Below are 17018 nucleotides of genomic sequence, written 5' to 3'. Positions count from 1 at the left end.
TTCACTTGACGGCATTCGGCAAGCTTGGCAGGCATTTATGTATCGATCGCTACATAAGGAGAATCCAATGTCTTCCAACCAGTTGCGCGGCAAGGCTGCATTCGTCACCGGCGGCAGCCGCGGTATAGGCGCAGCCATCGCGAAAAGATTGGCGCGTGACGGCGCGAGCGTCGCCTTGACCTATGTGAATGGCGAGGCGCAGGCGCGCGCCGTGGTCGATGACATCGAGGCGGCCGGCGGGCGCGCCATCGCCATCAGGGCCGACGGGCGCGATGCCCGGGCGATCGAAAGCGCCGTCGACCAGGCGATAGATGCGTTCGGGCGGCTCGACATCCTGGTCAACAGCGCCGGCATTTGGCGCGCCGCGCCGATCGATGCCTTGTCGCTCGCCGATTTCGACGAGAGCATGGAGGTCAATCTCAGAGCGCCTTTCGTCGCCTCCAAGGCCGCCGCGCGGCATATGGCGGATGGCGGCAGGATCATATCGATCGGCAGCAATCTGGCCGAGCGCGTGACGGATCCGGGCCTCAGCGCCTATTCGACCAGCAAGGCGGCGCTGATCGGACTGACGAAGGCTCTGGCGCGCGACCTCGGTCCGCGCGGCATCACCGCCAATGTTGTCCACCCGGGTTCGACCGACACGGACATGAATCCCGCGGACGGGCCACATGCGGAGCACCAGCGCCGGAAGATGGCGACACCGCGCTTCGGTGAGGCGGAGGAGATCGCGGGGATGGTGGCCTGGTTGGCTAGCCCCGAAGGGCGCTTCGTCACCGGGGCATCGTTGACCATGGATGGCGGCGCCAACGCCTGATTGTTTTTTCGACAGCTTTTGCGAGCGCGTGGGGCCCGGAGCAATCGCCGCTTTGGGTCTCACGATGATGTGAAACCGTTCTGCAACACGGCTCCGGAAATTTATGGAAGCTTAACGAAATCAGTATGAATCGGTATAGTCACGTCATACATCCGCAATGCGGAGGGCGGGACCGTCCAGCGGCACGGAACGGGAACCGGTTTCAACCGGTGCGGGTGAAGCATGAAAATCCTCGGGAACAAAAAAGCTGTCCTGCCGATGGCGATCGCGGCGACGCTTGTCCTCGGGCAGCAGCCGGCAAGCGCGCAAGGGCTGTTCGACATGCTGTTCGGCGGCGGCATCCGGCACAACCCGCAAGGCGAATTTCCGCCGCCGCCGAAGCCGCGCAAGATACGGCCGGCCGCGCCAGGCGGAGAGGGTGGTGGCAGCGTCAGGATCAGCAGCCCGACCTACAACACCTACAGGGCCGACAAGCTTGTGCGGGTCGATTTCAAGTCGCTGCTGCCGGCACCCCAGCCGGTGACCGCGCAGGACGCTGCCTTTGTTCCGTCGGTGACGAGCAACAGCTTCCGAGATGCCGTCGCAGGCTTGAGCGATTACGAGCTGTTCGCCGAGCCGGATATCGCCAAGGCGCTGATCGCCTATTATTCGGCCAATCCGGACTTCATCTGGGTGAGCGACAATGCCCCCAACAGCCGGGCGCAGGATGCGGTGCGAGTCCTGGGCGAGGCGGCGAGCTACGGCTTGACGCCAGCCGACTACTCCGTCGATGTTCCGGCTTCCTCAAGCTCCGCCGCGCCGGAAGAGCGGACCAAGGAGCTGGTCCGCTTCGAGATGGCGCTGTCGGCGCGTGTGCTGCGCTATGCGCATGACGCCCAGAGCGGCCGCGTCGACCCCAACCGGATGACCGGCTACTATGATTTCCCGGCCAAGCCCTTCGACCTGGAAGGCGCGCTGAAGACGCTGGCGCATACCCAGGAGGTCCGCACCTATCTGGAATCGCGGCATCCGCAAAATGCCGAGTACCAGGCGCTGCGCGTCGAGCTGGAGGCGCTCGAGGCCAGCGAGGAAAACGAAATCGTCGTCGATCCCAAATTGCTGCTCAAGCCCGGCGAGAGCAGCCCGGAACTGCCCAAATTGCTGACGCTGATCGCCCGCAATCTCGACGATGAGATGGGCGGCAATTACGGCGAAATCCTCGCCAGGCTGGGCAAGAGCGAGGTCTACGAACCCGAACTGGTGCCGGTGATCAAGGCCGTGCAGCAGCGCGCCGGCATGAAGGGCGACGGTGTCATCGGCCCGCGCACGGTGGCTTCGCTGGCTGGCACGTCGAAGGCCGACAAGATCGAGAAGGTCAAGGTGGCGCTCGAGGAACTGCGCTGGATGCCGTCGGATCTCGGCAGCCCGCGCGTCTTCATCAACCAGCCGGCCTTCACCGCCAGCTATATCGACAATGGCGAGGAGAAACTGAAGACCCGCGCGGTCATCGGCCGGGTCACCAACCAGACCGCCTTCTTCTACAACCAGATCAAGCAGGTTGACTTTCATCCCTATTGGGGCGTGCCGCAGTCGATCATCGTCAACGAGATGCTGCCAAGGCTACGCAGCGATCCGGGCTATCTCGACCGCGCCGGCTATGAGGTGACGGATTCGCGCGGCAAGCGTATCCCGTCGGCGGCGGTCGATTGGGGCGCCTATGGCGCCAACATTCCGTTCAGCGTACGTCAGCAGCCAAGCGAGGCCAATGCCTTGGGCGAATTGAAGATTCTCTTCCCCAACAAGCATGCCATCTACATGCACGACACGCCGCAGAAGTCGTTCTTCGCGCGCGACATGCGGGCGCTCAGCCATGGCTGCGTGCGGTTGCAGGATCCGCGCGGCATGGCCGCCGCCGTGCTGGGCACCACGGTCGACGATATCGCCGAGAAGCTAAAGCACGGCCATTCGACCGAGAATGTCACGCGCGTCATCCCGGTCTATGTCGCCTATTTCACGGCGTGGCCGGACATGTCCGGCAAGGTCGAGTATTTCGACGACGTCTATGACCGCGATTCCAAGCTGATGCAGGCGCTGTACGCGACCGAAGCGGTGCGCACGCCGGCAAGCTGACCGCATTTACTCCGAGGCAATTCCGGACGGCAGGCTACGGCGAAGCCACCAAGCCTGACCGCTTCACACTTGTCCTGGAATTGCTTTGATCAACGGCCGGCGGAAGCCGGCGTCGCGCCCGGCGATCAACCAATAGACCAGGCCGGCCACCAGGCCGGCGGCGGCGACAATGCCCATGTCGGCCCAGCGTTCCGGGTCATCGGTGGCATCGGGCCAGATCAGCATGAAACCGGCAGCCGCGGCGGCAGCGCCGAAGACCATGTGCAGCCAAAAGCTGCGTAGGGAGAAGAGCTCGGCGATCAGGGCAAAGACCACCGTCTGCATCCCCGTCAGTATGATCGTCAGGAAATAGACGAACATGCCGAGCGGCGGCACCACCAGAACGGCGACCGGCGTGAACTCCATAAGCCCGAAATAAGCTGGCGCGTTGGGCAGCGAGCTCAACACCGCGTAGATCACCACCACGGCGATCAACCCGACAAGCACAGCGACCAGATAACCGACAAGCACCATCAGGATGCGCTTCAGGACGTAGCCGATCATTGCCATGCACCCCCGTGCCCGCAATCATGACGGGCAGTCAGCCACCAAAGCTTTATCGATGCAAGTGTGGTCCGTCGCGCCGGGTTTTCGCGCGCGGCACAGGAGTGTTCAGTGCCAAAGCACAGAGGTAGGAAAACCGGGCAGGGTCTGTGCTCCGTTAGGCCTGACGGAACATCAAGGCGGGCAGGCGAGGCAGCCTACTTGGGTTCGCCGGTCACGGGATCGTAGGTGATTTGGACCTTGGCCTTGTCCGTGGTGTAGTAGGTGACGGTGTAGCCGTCGCTATCCCAATCGACATCCTTCACATAGCGGAAGTCGGTGCGGTGCTCGACCTTGGCGACGATTTCCGAGAGCTTCTTGGCATTCTGCGGCGGCAGTGGTTTGTCGTCCGCCGCGGAGACCGGCCCGCCGGCCAGGGAGGCCGCGATACCGGTTGCCAAAACAACAGTGCGCATGAGAGCCCTCAAATCTCGTGTTGGCAGATGCGCTCAGAAACTCGCACCTGGGCAGGTTGGTTCCGCCGCGTAAGAACAACGCTTCCCGAAGCGTTTGCCTCGATGCGGGCCAATCCATGTCCGCCGGTAACCAATTCAAGGATCGCTTGGCGCGAAGGTCGTTTGATTTCAAAGGGTAGAGGAGGTGTCTGGAGACGCCGCTCGATGTAACGAACGACTAACCATGCGCCGGATGGCGAGTTTGTCATATTAGCTGTTCGTAGTAGAGCTTTCGGCAAGACCCTGATAGAGTTCTGGCCATAACAGGGTGGCAACGGCGCGCCGGACCTGCCGGGGATATCCATCGGCAGACGGCGACGTGTTTCTTTTGAGCGCAGGTCGCCTGTTCTGGACTGGAAGCGGGGACTGGGGGCTCGATCATGGCTGAACGGAATTATACCCGTCAGCTTGCGACAATCATTTCGATCGACGCCGTAGGATTCTCGCGACTGATGGGCATCGACGACGAGCTCGCCGTCGCCGCCTTCGAGGAGAGGCGAGACATCATTGCCGACAGTTGCGGCGCCTTTGGCGGGCGTACGTTCGGCGATGCCGGCGACAGCATCATGGCCGAATTCGGCACCCCGATCGAAGCCTTGCGCGCGGCCTTCGATTTTCAGTCCCGGATCGCGGCGCTGAATGCCGCGGTCGCTGAGGACATGCGCATGCCGTTCCGCGCCGGGATCAACACCGGCGACGTCATCGTCCGGGAAGGCCGGCTCTATGGCGACGACGTGAACATCGCAGCCCGGCTGCAGGAATTCGCGCCGCATGACGGCGTCGCCATCTCCGCGACGACATGGCATCACGTGAAGGACAAGACGTCGGCCGTCTTCACCGATCTCGGCGAATTCAGCCTGAAGAACATCGCCCTGCCGGTGCAGGTCCTGATCGCCGGCCGCGGCGGCAACGGTCCTGTCGCGGCGGCTTCCTTCGCTTCCATCCCCGCAACGCCCGGCCGTTACAGGCCGGTCGCCAAAGGCCCCCCCGCAATCGCCGTGCTGCCGTTCCAGGGCAACGGAAGCGAACCCGATGTCGGCTATATGGCCGACGGTATCGCCGAGGACATCATATACGGCCTTTCCAACACGCGCTGGCTTTCGGTCATCGCCAAGGGCTCCAGCTTCCAGTTTCGAGACGACAGCCTGGGTACAAGGCTCATCGGCAATGCGCTCGGCGCGCGCTACATCGTCAGCGGCACGCTGGCGCGCTCCGACAGGCAGATCCGCCTCAACACGTCGCTCACCGACACCTCGAACGGGCGCCTGGTCTGGTCGCAACGCTTCGACCGCGATCTCGTCGACATCTTCAGCCTGCGCGACCAGATCGGCAGTGAGATCGTTTCCATCCTCGACAAGGAGGTCGACCGCGCCGAGCAGGCGCGCACGTTCCAGGTGCCGTGGGAAAGCCTCGAAACCTGGCAATTGGTCAGGCGTGGCCGTTGGCACATGAACAGGCGCACCCGCCGCGACACCGACATCGCCCTCGAATTCTTCGAGAGAGCCTACCGGGACGATCCGAATTCGAGCGCGGTGCTCAACGAGCTCGCATGGTGGTATTTCTGGCGGGCGTGGCTTCGTTTCGGCGACAGCGACGATCTCGAGAAAGTCGAGACGCTTGCACGCAAGGCGCTGCTGATGGACAGCCTCGATGCGCGTCCGCATGCCTATCTCGGCGCAGCCGACATCATGCGCGGCCTGCCGGCATTGGCGGCTGAGCACCTTGCCGAGGCAATCCACATCAATCCGAGCTTTGCCTTCGCCCGCTCGGCCATGGGCAGCGCGCGGCTTTTGCTTGGCGATGCGACCGGCGCAATCCCATTCTTCCTCGACACCGAGCGGTTGAGCCCGTTCGACCTTTATCGTTTCCACAATCTGGGAGAACTGGCCGCGGCCTATTGCTTCGTCGAGGACTGGCCGGCCGCGATCGCCACCGCCGAGCGTTCGCTCAACCTGTCGCCAGGCTATTTCTACGCCAGGTTCTTGAAGATAGGCGCGCTGATGAGAAGCGGCCGGTGTGATGAGGCAGCGCGCGAGCTTGCGATTTTCATGACCAGGCACCCCGATTTTTCCGAGCAGAGGATACGCTGGATACCGTTCGTGGACCCGGCCAAGAACAATTTCCTGATCGGCAATTTCGATTTGGCCAAGTCCGCAGCATGATCACTGGGTCGACTAACAAATGACTGTGAGCGAATTCACATACGCCGGACCGATGCAAACCTAGGCCAGAACAATGCCGGCATCGCATTGACGTGGACAGCCGGGGGGCTTGAACGCGATGATCACTTTGAAGTACTTCGCCGCCGTCCGCGCCGCTCAGAAGAGCCAGCGTCCGGTCGCCGAGATGCCGCCTTTCGACATCAACCGCCTGCGTTCCAAGAGCGGCATTGCTTCCCGCATCGCCGGCTTCCTTCTTGGCGACCCGCGCTGGCTGCTGGCGCTGCTGCGCCGTTTCTGGCCGAATTTCGGCTTCGGCAATTTCCTGCTCGTCACCAAGGGCGCAGACGTTCGCGACATATTGGAGCGGGGCGACGAGTTCGAGACGCCCTACGGGCCGGAAATGGCCGAACTCGCCCGGGGCTCGAATTTCATTCTCGGCATGCAGGACGGCGCCGCGTACCGACAGATGAAATCGGCGGTGCTGAGCGCGTTCCCGCCGGCGGAAGTCGAAGCCGCCGTCAGGCCGATCGCCGAGCATCACTCGCGCGAGATCATGACCCGCGCGAGCCCCGGCTTCGATGCCATTGCCGGATTGATGAAGATCGTGCCGGTGCGCATCTGCCGCGATTATTTCGGCCTTGAGATCGACGATGAAACCGAATTCGCCGACTGGTCGATCGCGCTCAGCGCATTGTTCTTCTCCGACCCGACGGCAAACCCCACCACGCGCCAGCTCGCCGTGGTCGGCGGCGATCGCCTGATCAAGGTCATAGACCGCTCGATCGCCGCGATCAGGGAAAGGTCGGGCAAGGACGACCGGCCGCTGGCCCGTCTCGTCGGGCTGATGGATCAGGGGCGCCTGTCGCTGCCCGACATCCATTCCATCATGCTCGGCATGGTCGCCGGCTTTGTGCCGACCAATGTGCTTGCCGGCGGCAACTGCCTGGATGTGATCTTGTCGCGCAGCGATGCGCGGCAAGCCGTCGATCAGGCAATCGCGACCGGCGATACCGGCAAGCTCGACCGCGCGGTCATGGAGGCCATGCGCTTCAAACCGATCTGGATCGGGCCGTGGCGCTACACCAGGCGTGACGCGGTCATCGGCAAGGGCACGCGCCGCGAGCGCCTGGTCAAGGCCGGAACGGTGGTGATGCCGGCAACGCTTTCAGCCATGTTCGACCCGGAGATCGTGCAGCGGCCGAACGAGTTCGACACGTCGCGCCCGCATCGCGACTACATGGTGTTCGGCTACGGCATCCATCTGTGCATCGGCGCCGAGATCGCCCGCATCCAGATCGGCGAATGCGTCCGCGCCCTGTTCAGCAAACCGAAGCTTGCCCGCGCGCGGGGCAGGGCCGGCAAGATGGTCAATGTCGGCGCCTATCCGGCGAGTCTCAAGGTCCATTTCGAGCGCTCGCCGCTTTGCCGCACCGCCGATCAGTCGATGGTGACGGTGGTCTGCCCGATCACCCGATCGGTGCCGCTCGATGCGGTGCGCGACAAGGTCGCGGATCTCGGCAATCCGGCGGTCAGCGAGCTCAGCGCCGCGCTCGACAGGGTCGGCACCATTCATTTCACCAGCCTGGCCGTCGCTCCCACCGGCAGGGACGAGAAAACCGGGAGCGAAACCGGCGCGCTGGTGCTCGAAATCTCGGGCGATGGCAGCACCGACGATGTCATTGCCGCCGTCGCGCAATCGATCGGTCACCGGTTGCGGCCGATCTTCAGGGACGTCTGCGGCCTCCCGGACGGCGGCCCGCTGGAAGACTTCCTGAAGAGGAACCATATCGACATATCGCCTTCCTTCGGCAGCGCCGCCGGGCTGGTTTTCTCCGGCACGCCGGGGCATTCCGTGCGGCGGATCCTGGCCGAGGCCAAGCTCGCCGACAGCGTGCGTGAGATCGTCGAGAAGCCGCGCGCGGGCAACGGCAATGCGATGGATGTGCTTGCCGAAGCGCGCCGGCATGTGCGCTGCCTCGGGCAATTCGGCTGGGCGTTCGAGCCCGCCGAAAGCCTGCTGGAAAGGCCGCCGGGCCACTGGGCGCGCGCGCTGACGACGACGCTGCTGACCCCGGCGATGTTCGCCACGGTGGCGGTCGTCGTTCTTGCCTTTTGGCGCATGACCTATGTGCTCGTGTTCGGTAATCCGCATGGCGTCACCTTCGCCAATATCGCGATTGCCGGCGCCGCGCTTCTGCTTTCGGTGCTCGGCCTGCTGGCCATCTTCCTCCTGTTCGTCGGGCTTTGCTTCCTGGCGCTGCGGCGGCTCGAGGACAAGGACCGGCCGGCGAACACCCCGGTCAATATCGGCGCGCTCGAAAAGATCCTCGCCAAGGAGGATCACACCGCGCAAAACAACCTGACGGCGATCTCGACGATGAAGCCGGGGATCTTGCGGCGGCTGGCGCTGCGGCTCTCCTTCTATCTGATATCGATATCGGCGCAGAAAGTGTTCAGGCCGGGCTTCCTCGCCACCATCAACACCATTCATTTCGCCCGCTGGGTGCTGTTGCCCGGCACCGACAAGCTGGTGTTCTTCTCGAATTACGGCGGCAGCTGGGAAAGCTATCTCGAGGATTTCATCGCCAAGGCCTCGGCCGGCCTGACCGGCGTATGGAGCAACACCGAAGGCTATCCGCGCACGCGCTGGCTCTTCCTCGACGGCGCGCGCGACGGCGACCGCTTCAAGCGCTGGGCGCGGCGCCAGCAGGTGCCGACGCTGTTCTGGTACAGCGCCTATCCGCATCTCAACACCACCCGTATCCGCATCAACTCCAGGATCAGACGCGGCATCGCTTCGGCCACCGGCAACGAGGCGCGCGACTGGCTGAGCCTGTTCGGCTCCCTGCCGCGCCCGCAAGCACGGCCGGCGGACGCGACCAGTCTGGCTGAACCCCCGTCCGCGCCGCTCGAAGAATTGGAATCCGGGGAAATCCAGTCGATCTTCTTCGGGCCGTTCGGGGCGCTCGGCCATGCGCATATGCTCGGGATCCGGGTACCGGAGGGTTTGCCGGCGGCGAAGCGCAAGGCGTGGCTCAACGCCCTGATCGAAAAAACCAGCTTCGGCGACGGTGTGCCCGCCGGCCGCGCCATGATGGTGGCGTTCGGTCCCAACGGCTTGCGCCGGCTGGGGCTCGAAGGCGGCGTCGACGACGAGCCGTTGGACACGTTCCCGGTCGCTTTCCGCCAAGGCATGGGAACGCCCGAGCGCAGCCGCATCCTCAACGATACCGGTCCTGACGCTCCGGACAAATGGCAGTGGGGCTCGCCCCAAAACCCCGTCGACGTTGTCATCGTCTGCTACGCCGAGACGCCGGCCATGTTGAAAGCCGAGATCGCGGCCATGAAACGGCAGACGGCAGGCGCCGGCATGTCGGTGACCGCCGAGCTGCCGCTGATGGTGCGGCGCGACGGCAAGCGGGCGGTGGAGCATTTCGGTTTCGTCGACGGCGTCTCGCAGCCGATCGTTCGGGGCACGGCGCGCGCCGCCAAGGGAGCCGCGCCCATGCATCTCGTGGCGCCCGGCGAGTTCCTGTTCGGCTATCGCGACGAGAATGGCTTCTACCCGGCTTCGCCGTCGGTCGAGGCGGCGCTGGACCGCACCGGGATCCTGTCGCAGGTGCGGCGCAACCGTCAGATTCCCGGGCAGCCGCCTCCGCCCCGCGATTTCGGTCGCAACGGCACCTTCCTCGTCGTGCGCCAGTTCCAGCAGCACGTCGAACTGTTCGACGATTATTGCCGGAAGGCCGCCGTTCAGGCCGCCGCTGAGACCGGCGACGCGGCCATCACGCCGCGCTGGGTGGCGGCAAAAATGCTTGGCCGCTGGCAGGACGGGAGCTCGCTGGTGCGCAATCCGAACGGGCGTCCGGGCCGGGGCGTCGACAATGATTTCGCGCTCGGCGCCGAAGACCCGCAAGGGCACGCCTGTCCTCTCGGCTCCCACATACGCCGTTCCAACCCGCGCGACTCGCTCGGTGAGGACCGCGGGACGCAGATCAGGATCGGCAAGCGCCACCGCATCCTGCGCGTCGGCCGCACCTACGAGAAGAAGGGCAAGGGCGGGAAGACCGAGAAGGGACTGCTCTTCATGTGCCTCAATGCCGATATCGAACGCCAGTACGAGTTCATCCAGCAGACATGGGTCTCGTCGAACTCGTTCCAGGGCCTGGTGGACGAAACGGATCCGACGATCGGCGCGCGCGGCGGCGGCGGCCGATTCTCGATCCCGTCCTGGGAAAAGGTCACCGTGCTCAAGGATGTGCCCCAGTTCGTAACCACGAAGGGCGGCGGCTATTTCTTCATGCCGAGCCGCTCGGCGCTGCGCTATCTGATCTCGCGGCTGTGACCGAAAGGCCGAGGCGCTTCGTCGTGCCGTCGAGATCATGGAAACCGGAGCAGGTCACCAAACAGCTACGGCGACCCGCCGAGTCTGCTAGGCCGAACCCGCTGAGCCTGCTACGGCGAACCCGCCGAGCCTGATCGTTCAGTCGTCGTCCTGCGATTCGGCGATCTGGTTCAGCGCGGCGACGTTGGTGATGCGCAACCCGCCGCGCTTGATGGCAATCATCTGCCGGTTGCGCCAGTCGTTCAGCGTCTTGTTGACGGATTCGCGCGTGGCGCCGAGGAACTCGCCGAGTTCCGATTGCGAAATCGGAATCCAGCCCGCGGCGTCGGCCATGACGCCGCTCAGGAACACCAGCCGCTTTGCCAGCCTGGCCTCGATGCCGAAAAAGGCCTGGTCGCCCAGCTCGCCGCTGACCCAGCGCAGCCTTGCGCACAGCAACTCGATCATCGCGCGTGCGAGAGGCGGGTTCTTCTCGATGCGGTCAAAGAGTTGTGTCCGGCTCAGCGAAACCAGCTCGCAGGCGGTGAGGCAGATGGCGGTCGCCGTGCGCGGGCGCCCGTCGAGCGCCCCGATCTCGCCGACCAGGCTGCGCGACAGCTCGATATTGGCCACCAGCTTCTGGCCGCCCGGCGAATAGATCGAAATCTCGACAGTGCCGCTCATCACGCCGTAGATGCGGTCGGACGCATCCTCCTGGACGAACAAATGCTGGCCGGCGGCATAACGCTCCAGCTTGCAGCCGCTGAACAGCAGGTCGAACTGGCGCGGGTCGATGCGCGCCAGGCGCGGCAGGTTCCTGTCGTCCGCGCCGTTTGTAGCCATGATACGATTCCGCCTCTCGTTAAGCGGAAATTGTAGGATAAGTGCGTGCTCGATCAAAGCGTCGTCTCCTTCTATGGTGGCTGACCGAATTCGGCAGGCGGCGGAAAGACGTTCCGATGTCACGCCCGACGCGCCGAAATTGGGCAAGCCGGCAAACTGCAAGGAGACCGGACGCACTGGCGGTTGCGGGCCGATCTTGGAAACGCCGTCCGCGCGCTTGGGTGGGAGGTGCCCCATGCGCGCAGACAGCAAATCTGAAAATGGCTAGGTGATCGAAATTTCTGCTTGAGAATCCGGTGCAATATCTGCACGCAGCCCTGTATGGCGTATGTGAAGGCGCTCACAGATATGCATGGCCGCCGGAGCGACTGTCGTTCCTGAAATATGTGGGCTCATGTCTCGGTCGGCTTTGCTTCGAATGACAGGCTGCATGATTGCCTAGTCGGCAAAGAGATCAATCGAAGCATGGCCGAACCTTGGCTTGACTGGAGCGGACGGTCGGCGTCATGGTTCACTTTGGGGAGGGGCGTGCCATGGCTGCCGCGAAGGGACTCCTTGTCAAAGTTCGTGGCGACGGCGCGGGACTCGCGGTGCGCGGCGGGCCGCTCCGGATTGGCGGGATCGAAGCCGAACCGATCCTTGCCCTGCCGCCTGGTGTCGGTGGCGCAGGTCCGGCCGCGGCCGGAGATCGCGGCGCCACCTGGTTGCGGTTGGCCACGGATGCCGCCGATACCGACAATCCCTGGGACCACGCTCACGATCTCCTCGCCCGAACTCCGGCGCTTGCGGCCGCTGGCAGCGAGGTGCTCGCGGTCGAGCCCGATATCGTGCAGCAATGGGAGTACAGGAACGGCGCCGGCGACCGCGGCATGGCGGCAAGCGCCAGTCCCGTCTGCGCGTTCGACGATCAGGACCCACAGGGCGGACAGGCGGTGGTCGCCGGGCGCATCGCCTGGAACGCCGCGCCGGACTTCAGCCAGTTCGCGGCGGCTCGCAACAGGGTGGGCGCCAAGCAGACCAACATCACCATCGCCCATCTCGATACCGGTTTCGATCCGGGCCACCAGACCCTGCCGGCCGGACTTCTTGCGGCGCAGCAGCGCAACTTCGTCGACGACGGGACCGGTCCGGACAACGCGGCCGACCACGCCCCGGCCGGCACGCTTACCAGCAATCGCGGCCATGGCACCGGCACGCTGAGCCTGCTTGCCGGCAACAAGCTCGACGGCACTTCACCGCATTGGCCGGGTTTCACCGACTTCGTCGGCGGCGCGCCGCTGGCGAAGATCCTGCCGGTGCGCATCGCTGACTGGGTGGTGCGGCTGACCACCGGCACGATGGTGCAAGGCATTGACTATGCGCGCCAGCAGGGCGCGCAGGTGCTGTCGATGAGCATGGGCGGCCTCGCCTCGCAGGCTCTGGTCGACGCCGTCAACCTCGCCTACGACCACGGCCTGGTCATGGTCACTGCGGCCGGGAACAATTTCACCTTCACGCCGCGCAGCATCGTCTATCCGGCCCGCTACAACCGAGTGCTTGCGGCATGCGGCGTGATGGGCGACGGGCGCGCCTATGCCGGGCTCGCTCTCGGGACCATGCAAGGCAATTACGGGCCGCCTTCCAAGATGAACACGGCGCTCGGCGCCTATACGCCGAACGTGCCCTGGGCCGAGATCGATTGCCGCAAGGTGGTTGACATGGACGGCAGCGGCACCTCGGCCGCGACCCCGCAGGTCGCCGCCGCGGCAGCTCTCTGGCTCGCCGAGCATTGGGACGTGGTGAAGAATTACCCGCAGCCTTGGATGCGCATCGAGGCGGTACGCAAGGCGTTGTTCGCGAAGGCCTCGAAATCGACGGCCAAGATGAATGCGGCGGAGACGAAGGAGAAGATCGGGCAGGGCGTGTTGCGGGCACTCGACGCATTGGACATCCTGCCACCGGCGGCGGGGACCCTGACGAAGCTTGCTCCCACTACCTACACATGGAGCTGGCTCGACCTTCTGACCGGCGGGAATTCTTTGGCGCCGCCATCGCCGGCGACGCTGCGCCAACGGATGATGTTTGCGCTGGAGCTGACTCAGATGGCGCAACGCTCGACGGCAATCGAACAGACGATCGCCGACCCGGATGGCGATCCGGATCAGGTTTCGGCGGCGGCACGCAACCGTTTTCTGGAAGCGGCGCTCGACCAGGGCAATCCGTCAAAGCCGCTCAAGACGTTTCTGGAAAGTCTGCTCGGCCGGCCAGGTGCCAGCGCCGCCGTTCCTGCGCCGGTTACAGGCTCTGCGCCGGCCATCAAGCGCAAGCCGCGGCCGCTGCCGCCGCCGCAACGGCGCCTGCGCATCTACGCGCTCGATCCGTCGGTCGCCAAGCGGCTGGATTCGGTTTCGGTCTACCAGGCGACGCTTTCGGTGCCGTGGGACGACGAGCCCGCCACCGACAGGCCGCTGCTGCCCGGCCCGATCGGCGAATATCTGGAAGTGATCGATGTGGACCCCGCGTCCGACCGCGTCTACGACCCAGTCGATCTCAACGACAAGTTGCTTCTGGCGCAGGACGGCCTGCCGCCTTCGGAAGGCAATCCGAAATTCCACCAGCAGATGGTCTACGCCGTCGCCATGACCACGATCGGCCATTTCGAGCGCGCGCTCGGCCGGCGGGCATTGTGGGCGCCGCACTATGCCGAGGCTCCCGGCCGCGCCGGCGACATGACGGTTAAAGCGCATTATGTGCCGCGCCTGCGCATCTATCCGCATGCGCTGCGCGCCGAGAATGCCTATTACAGCCCGGAAAAGAAGGCGCTGCTGTTCGGCTATTTCCCGGCAACCAGCAATGAGGGCGACGTCACCACGCCCGGAACGACGGTGTTCTCGTGCCTATCCAGCGACATCGTCGCGCATGAGATGTCGCACGCGCTGCTCGACGGGCTGCATCGCCGCTTCCAGGAAGCGTCCAACCCGGACGTGCCGGCCTTCCACGAGGCCTTCGCCGACATCGTCGCGCTGTTCCAGCATTTTACGCTCAAGGAACTGGTCAGCTTCGAAATCGGCAAGGCCAGAGGCGAATTGTCGGCCGCCTCGCTGCTTTCGGGTATCGCCAAGCAGTTCGGGGAAGGCAGCGGCAGGGCCGGGCCGTTGCGCGAATATGGCGGCGCCGGCATGGCCGATCTCGACTACGACAAGACCTTCGAGGCGCATGATCGCGGCTCGATCCTGGTGTTCGCCGTCTACCAGGCCTTCCTGGCCATCGCCGACCGGCGCACTGACGACCTGATCCAGCTTGCCACCGGCGGCTCCGGCATCCTGCCGGCGGGCACCTTGCATCCGAGCCTGGTCGAGCGCCTGACCGACGAGGTCGCCAAGACCGCCAGGCAGATGCTGACCATGTGCATCCGCGCGCTCGACTATTGCCCTTCCGTCGACATCACCTTCGGCGAATACCTGCGCGCCCTGATCACCGCCGACCGCGACGCCTATCCGGACGATCCGCTCCATTATCGCTTGGCCTTCCTGGAATCGTTCCGAAAATGGAAGCTTCTGCCGCGCGACGTCCGCACCATCTCGGAGGAAACGCTTGCCTGGAGCGCGCCGGAGGATCCGTCGCCTTCCTGGCTGAAGGGTCTGCTCAGCAAGATCGACCTCGGCTGGAACCAGAAATTGAAGCGGGCCGAGATCTTCGCGCTCAACGACAAGAACCGCTATGCGCTGTGGAAGGCGATGCACAGGGCCTTCGCCTCCAATCCGGATCTCTACAAGCAGTTCGGCCTGCTGCCCGATCTGCCGCGCTACAATGAGGACGGCACGATCATGCGTGCGCCGAAGAAGGGCGAGACGACCTTCGACATCTACAGCGTGCGCCCGACGCGTCGCGTCGAGCCGGATGGCTCGTTCCGCGTCGAGGTGGTGGCCGTCATTCAGCAGCGCATTCCGGTTGCGCCGGACGGCACGGCGATGCCGCAAGGCATGGCCAAGGGCGACGGCTTCTTCTGGTTCCGCGGCGGCGCCACGATCATCATCGACCCGCGCCAGGGGTTCGAGGAGATCCGCTACTCGATCATCAAGAATACCGGCAGCACGGACCGGCAGAAGCGCCAGGCCGGGACAATGGCGGCCAATTATCTGTCGCCGCTGCGGGCGCTCTATTTCGGCGGCGAAGTGTCGGAGCCCTTTGCCCTGCTGCATGCCAGCGACGGAGACGACGACCATGTCTAGAAAGCCGGCGACGAGGACAAGGCCGGCAAAAACCGCCGCAGCGGTCGCGCCGGCATCGGGCGTTACCGTGCGGCATTATTGCCAGGGCATCGGCGACTGCCACCTGCTTACCTTCAAGAGGGCGGATGGAAAGCCTTTCCGCATGCTCATCGATTGCGGCATCCATGTTTCGATCGCGGGCGGCCCGGCGCTGGTCGCCGACATCGTCGCCGACCTCAAGGAGGAGACCGGCGGCAAGATCGACATTCTCGTCGTCACACACGAACACTGGGATCATGTCTCCGGCTTTCTGACCGCGAAGGACCTTTTCAAGGATTTTGCCGTCGCCGATGTCTGGATGGCATGGACGGAGAATCCTGCGGATGCAGGGGCCGCGGAACTCGACAAGTTCAAGGGCCAGGCGATCGCCGCGCTGCAAGGCGTGGGCCAGAAGCTCGATGGAATGCAGGGGCTCAGCGCCTATATGGCCGGCATCCGCGACGGCCTGCAGTCCGTGCTCGGCTTCCAGTTCGGCGCCGCGGGCGAGCGGGTGCGCTCGGCCCGCGACGCGGCGGCCAAGCTCTCGCAAAAGCCGTCGCCGACCTATTTCGAGCCCGGTGGCCCGCCGGTGACGATCGACGCGTTGCCCAACCTGCGCGTCTATGTGCTCGGCCCGCCGCGCGACAAGGCGGCGCTGCGGCTGGAGGATAAGGCGAGCGAGATGTTCCCGCTGGCCGGCGGCGGCCCGTTCGCGCGGGCGCTGGTGAGCGGCCTTAAGATGAACGAGGCGGCCGATGTCGGTTACGTCGACGAGCTCAGTCCGTTCGAGCGCAATGTCGGCACGCCGCTTTCCGCAGCGCTGCAAGGTGACAAGGGCAGCGATCCTGCCATCGATGTCGGCGCCTTTGTCCGCAAACATTATTCCGGGCCGGTTTCGGGCGCGGCATCTATGGAGGACCGCGACCAGTCGTGGCGGCGCGTCGACGCCGACTGGATGGGGATCGCCGCAGACCTTGCGCTGCAGCTCGACCGTGGCGTCAACAACACCAGCCTGGTGCTTGCCTTCGAGTTCATCGATAGCGGCCGGGTGCTGCTGTTCCCAGGCGACGCTCAGATCGGTAACTGGCTGAGCTGGAAGGAGCTGACATGGCCGGTGGGGCAGGGCACCGTTACGTCGGCCGATCTTCTGGCGCGCACCGTCTATCTCAAGGTCGCCCATCACGGCAGCCAGAACGCCACGCCGGAAAAACAGGGTTTCGATCTGCTGACCAGTGCGGACCTTTCGGCCTTCGTCCCCACCAACAAGGGCGACGCCTTGAAAGTCCACTGGGGCGAAATGCCCTATGACGGCATCCTGACCGCGCTCGAGACGAAGACGAGGGGCCGCGTCATCCGCGCCGATGATCCATGGCTGGCGGACAAGAACGGAAGGCCGGGTTTTGCCGTGCCGGCCGGTTCAATCCAGGCAGTGCGCAGCGCCCCCCGCGATGCGGCATGCGGGCCGGGCGGGCTGTGGGTGGAAGTGGATCTGGCCTGAGC

Annotated in this window: 9 protein-coding genes; 6 read left to right on the top strand and 3 right to left on the bottom strand. The window is 64.7% G+C overall.

Annotated elements, in window-relative coordinates:
* The first annotated feature begins 67 nt into the window (after positions 1-67).
* Together P9273_RS08635 and P9273_RS08630 are read left to right on the top strand one after the other, a co-directional pair.
* Positions 68-814, top strand: a complete 747-nt coding sequence (locus tag P9273_RS08635; protein WP_278048517.1) for a 3-oxoacyl-ACP reductase family protein — start codon at positions 68-70, stop codon at positions 812-814.
* A gap of 222 nt (positions 815-1036) precedes the next feature.
* The gene (locus tag P9273_RS08630; protein ID WP_278048516.1) at positions 1037-2923 is read left to right on the top strand and encodes a L,D-transpeptidase family protein; all 1887 of its coding nucleotides are present in this window, start codon (positions 1037-1039) and stop codon (positions 2921-2923) included.
* Positions 2924-2986: 63 nt separating this feature from the next.
* Here the strand turns inward: P9273_RS08630 and P9273_RS08625 are convergent, their stop codons facing one another.
* Together P9273_RS08625 and P9273_RS08620 are read right to left on the bottom strand one after the other, a co-directional pair.
* A complete protein-coding gene (locus tag P9273_RS08625) occupies positions 2987-3466 on the bottom strand; it encodes a hypothetical protein (protein ID WP_442920199.1) in 480 nt (159 codons plus the stop codon).
* Positions 3467-3663: 197 nt separating this feature from the next.
* Positions 3664-3921 carry a PepSY domain-containing protein gene (locus tag P9273_RS08620; RefSeq protein ID WP_278048514.1) on the bottom strand — a complete coding sequence of 86 codons (258 nt, stop codon included), beginning with the start codon at positions 3919-3921 and terminating at the stop codon, positions 3664-3666.
* Positions 3922-4340: 419 nt separating this feature from the next.
* Here P9273_RS08620 and P9273_RS08615 point away from each other — a divergent pair, with 419 nt between their 5' ends.
* Positions 4341-6122 carry an adenylate/guanylate cyclase domain-containing protein gene (locus P9273_RS08615; RefSeq protein WP_278048513.1) on the top strand — a complete coding sequence of 594 codons (1782 nt, stop codon included), beginning with the start codon at positions 4341-4343 and terminating at the stop codon, positions 6120-6122.
* Between the two features lie 118 nt (positions 6123-6240).
* Positions 6241-10467: a cytochrome P450 gene (locus P9273_RS08610; protein WP_278048512.1), complete on the top strand. Its 4227-nt coding sequence runs from the start codon at positions 6241-6243 to the stop codon at positions 10465-10467.
* A 138-nt stretch (positions 10468-10605) separates the two neighbouring features.
* On the opposite strand, the gene P9273_RS08605 is transcribed toward P9273_RS08610, so the two are convergent.
* The gene (locus P9273_RS08605) at positions 10606-11289 is read right to left on the bottom strand and encodes a Crp/Fnr family transcriptional regulator (RefSeq protein WP_040994812.1); all 684 of its coding nucleotides are present in this window, start codon (positions 11287-11289) and stop codon (positions 10606-10608) included.
* Positions 11290-11822: 533 nt separating this feature from the next.
* On the opposite strand from P9273_RS08605, the gene P9273_RS08600 reads away from it, so the two are divergent.
* On the top strand, positions 11823-15500 hold the full coding sequence (locus P9273_RS08600) for a S8 family serine peptidase (RefSeq protein WP_278048508.1): 3678 nt from the start codon (positions 11823-11825) through the stop codon (positions 15498-15500).
* Complete coding sequence (locus tag P9273_RS08595) at positions 15493-17016, top strand: MBL fold metallo-hydrolase (RefSeq protein WP_278048507.1); 1524 nt, start codon at positions 15493-15495, stop codon at positions 17014-17016. The genes P9273_RS08600 and P9273_RS08595 overlap by 8 nt, the downstream gene beginning before the upstream one ends.
* Positions 17017-17018: the final 2 nt, after the last annotated feature.

Origin of the sequence: Mesorhizobium sp. WSM4935 (genome assembly GCF_029625735.1) — a bacterium.
In the GTDB taxonomy this organism is placed as follows: Bacteria; Pseudomonadota; Alphaproteobacteria; order Rhizobiales; family Rhizobiaceae; genus Mesorhizobium.
This window is presented reverse-complemented; position numbering and strand designations above follow the sequence as displayed.

Bases quoted from the DNA above. Each gene is read 5' to 3' on its own strand.
- P9273_RS08610 (WP_278048512.1), top strand. From the start codon at position 6,241: ATGATCACTTTGAAGTACTTCGCCGCCGTCCGCGCCGCTCAGAAGAGC.
- P9273_RS08600 (WP_278048508.1), top strand. From the start codon at position 11,823: ATGGCTGCCGCGAAGGGACTCCTTGTCAAAGTTCGTGGCGACGGCGCG.
- P9273_RS08625 (WP_442920199.1), bottom strand. From the start codon at position 3,466: ATGATCGGCTACGTCCTGAAGCGCATCCTGATGGTGCTTGTCGGTTAT.
- P9273_RS08630 (WP_278048516.1), top strand. From the start codon at position 1,037: ATGAAAATCCTCGGGAACAAAAAAGCTGTCCTGCCGATGGCGATCGCG.
- P9273_RS08615 (WP_278048513.1), top strand. From the start codon at position 4,341: ATGGCTGAACGGAATTATACCCGTCAGCTTGCGACAATCATTTCGATC.
- P9273_RS08620 (WP_278048514.1), bottom strand. From the start codon at position 3,921: ATGCGCACTGTTGTTTTGGCAACCGGTATCGCGGCCTCCCTGGCCGGC.
- P9273_RS08595 (WP_278048507.1), top strand. From the start codon at position 15,493: ATGTCTAGAAAGCCGGCGACGAGGACAAGGCCGGCAAAAACCGCCGCA.
- P9273_RS08605 (WP_040994812.1), bottom strand. From the start codon at position 11,289: ATGGCTACAAACGGCGCGGACGACAGGAACCTGCCGCGCCTGGCGCGC.
- P9273_RS08635 (WP_278048517.1), top strand. From the start codon at position 68: ATGTCTTCCAACCAGTTGCGCGGCAAGGCTGCATTCGTCACCGGCGGC.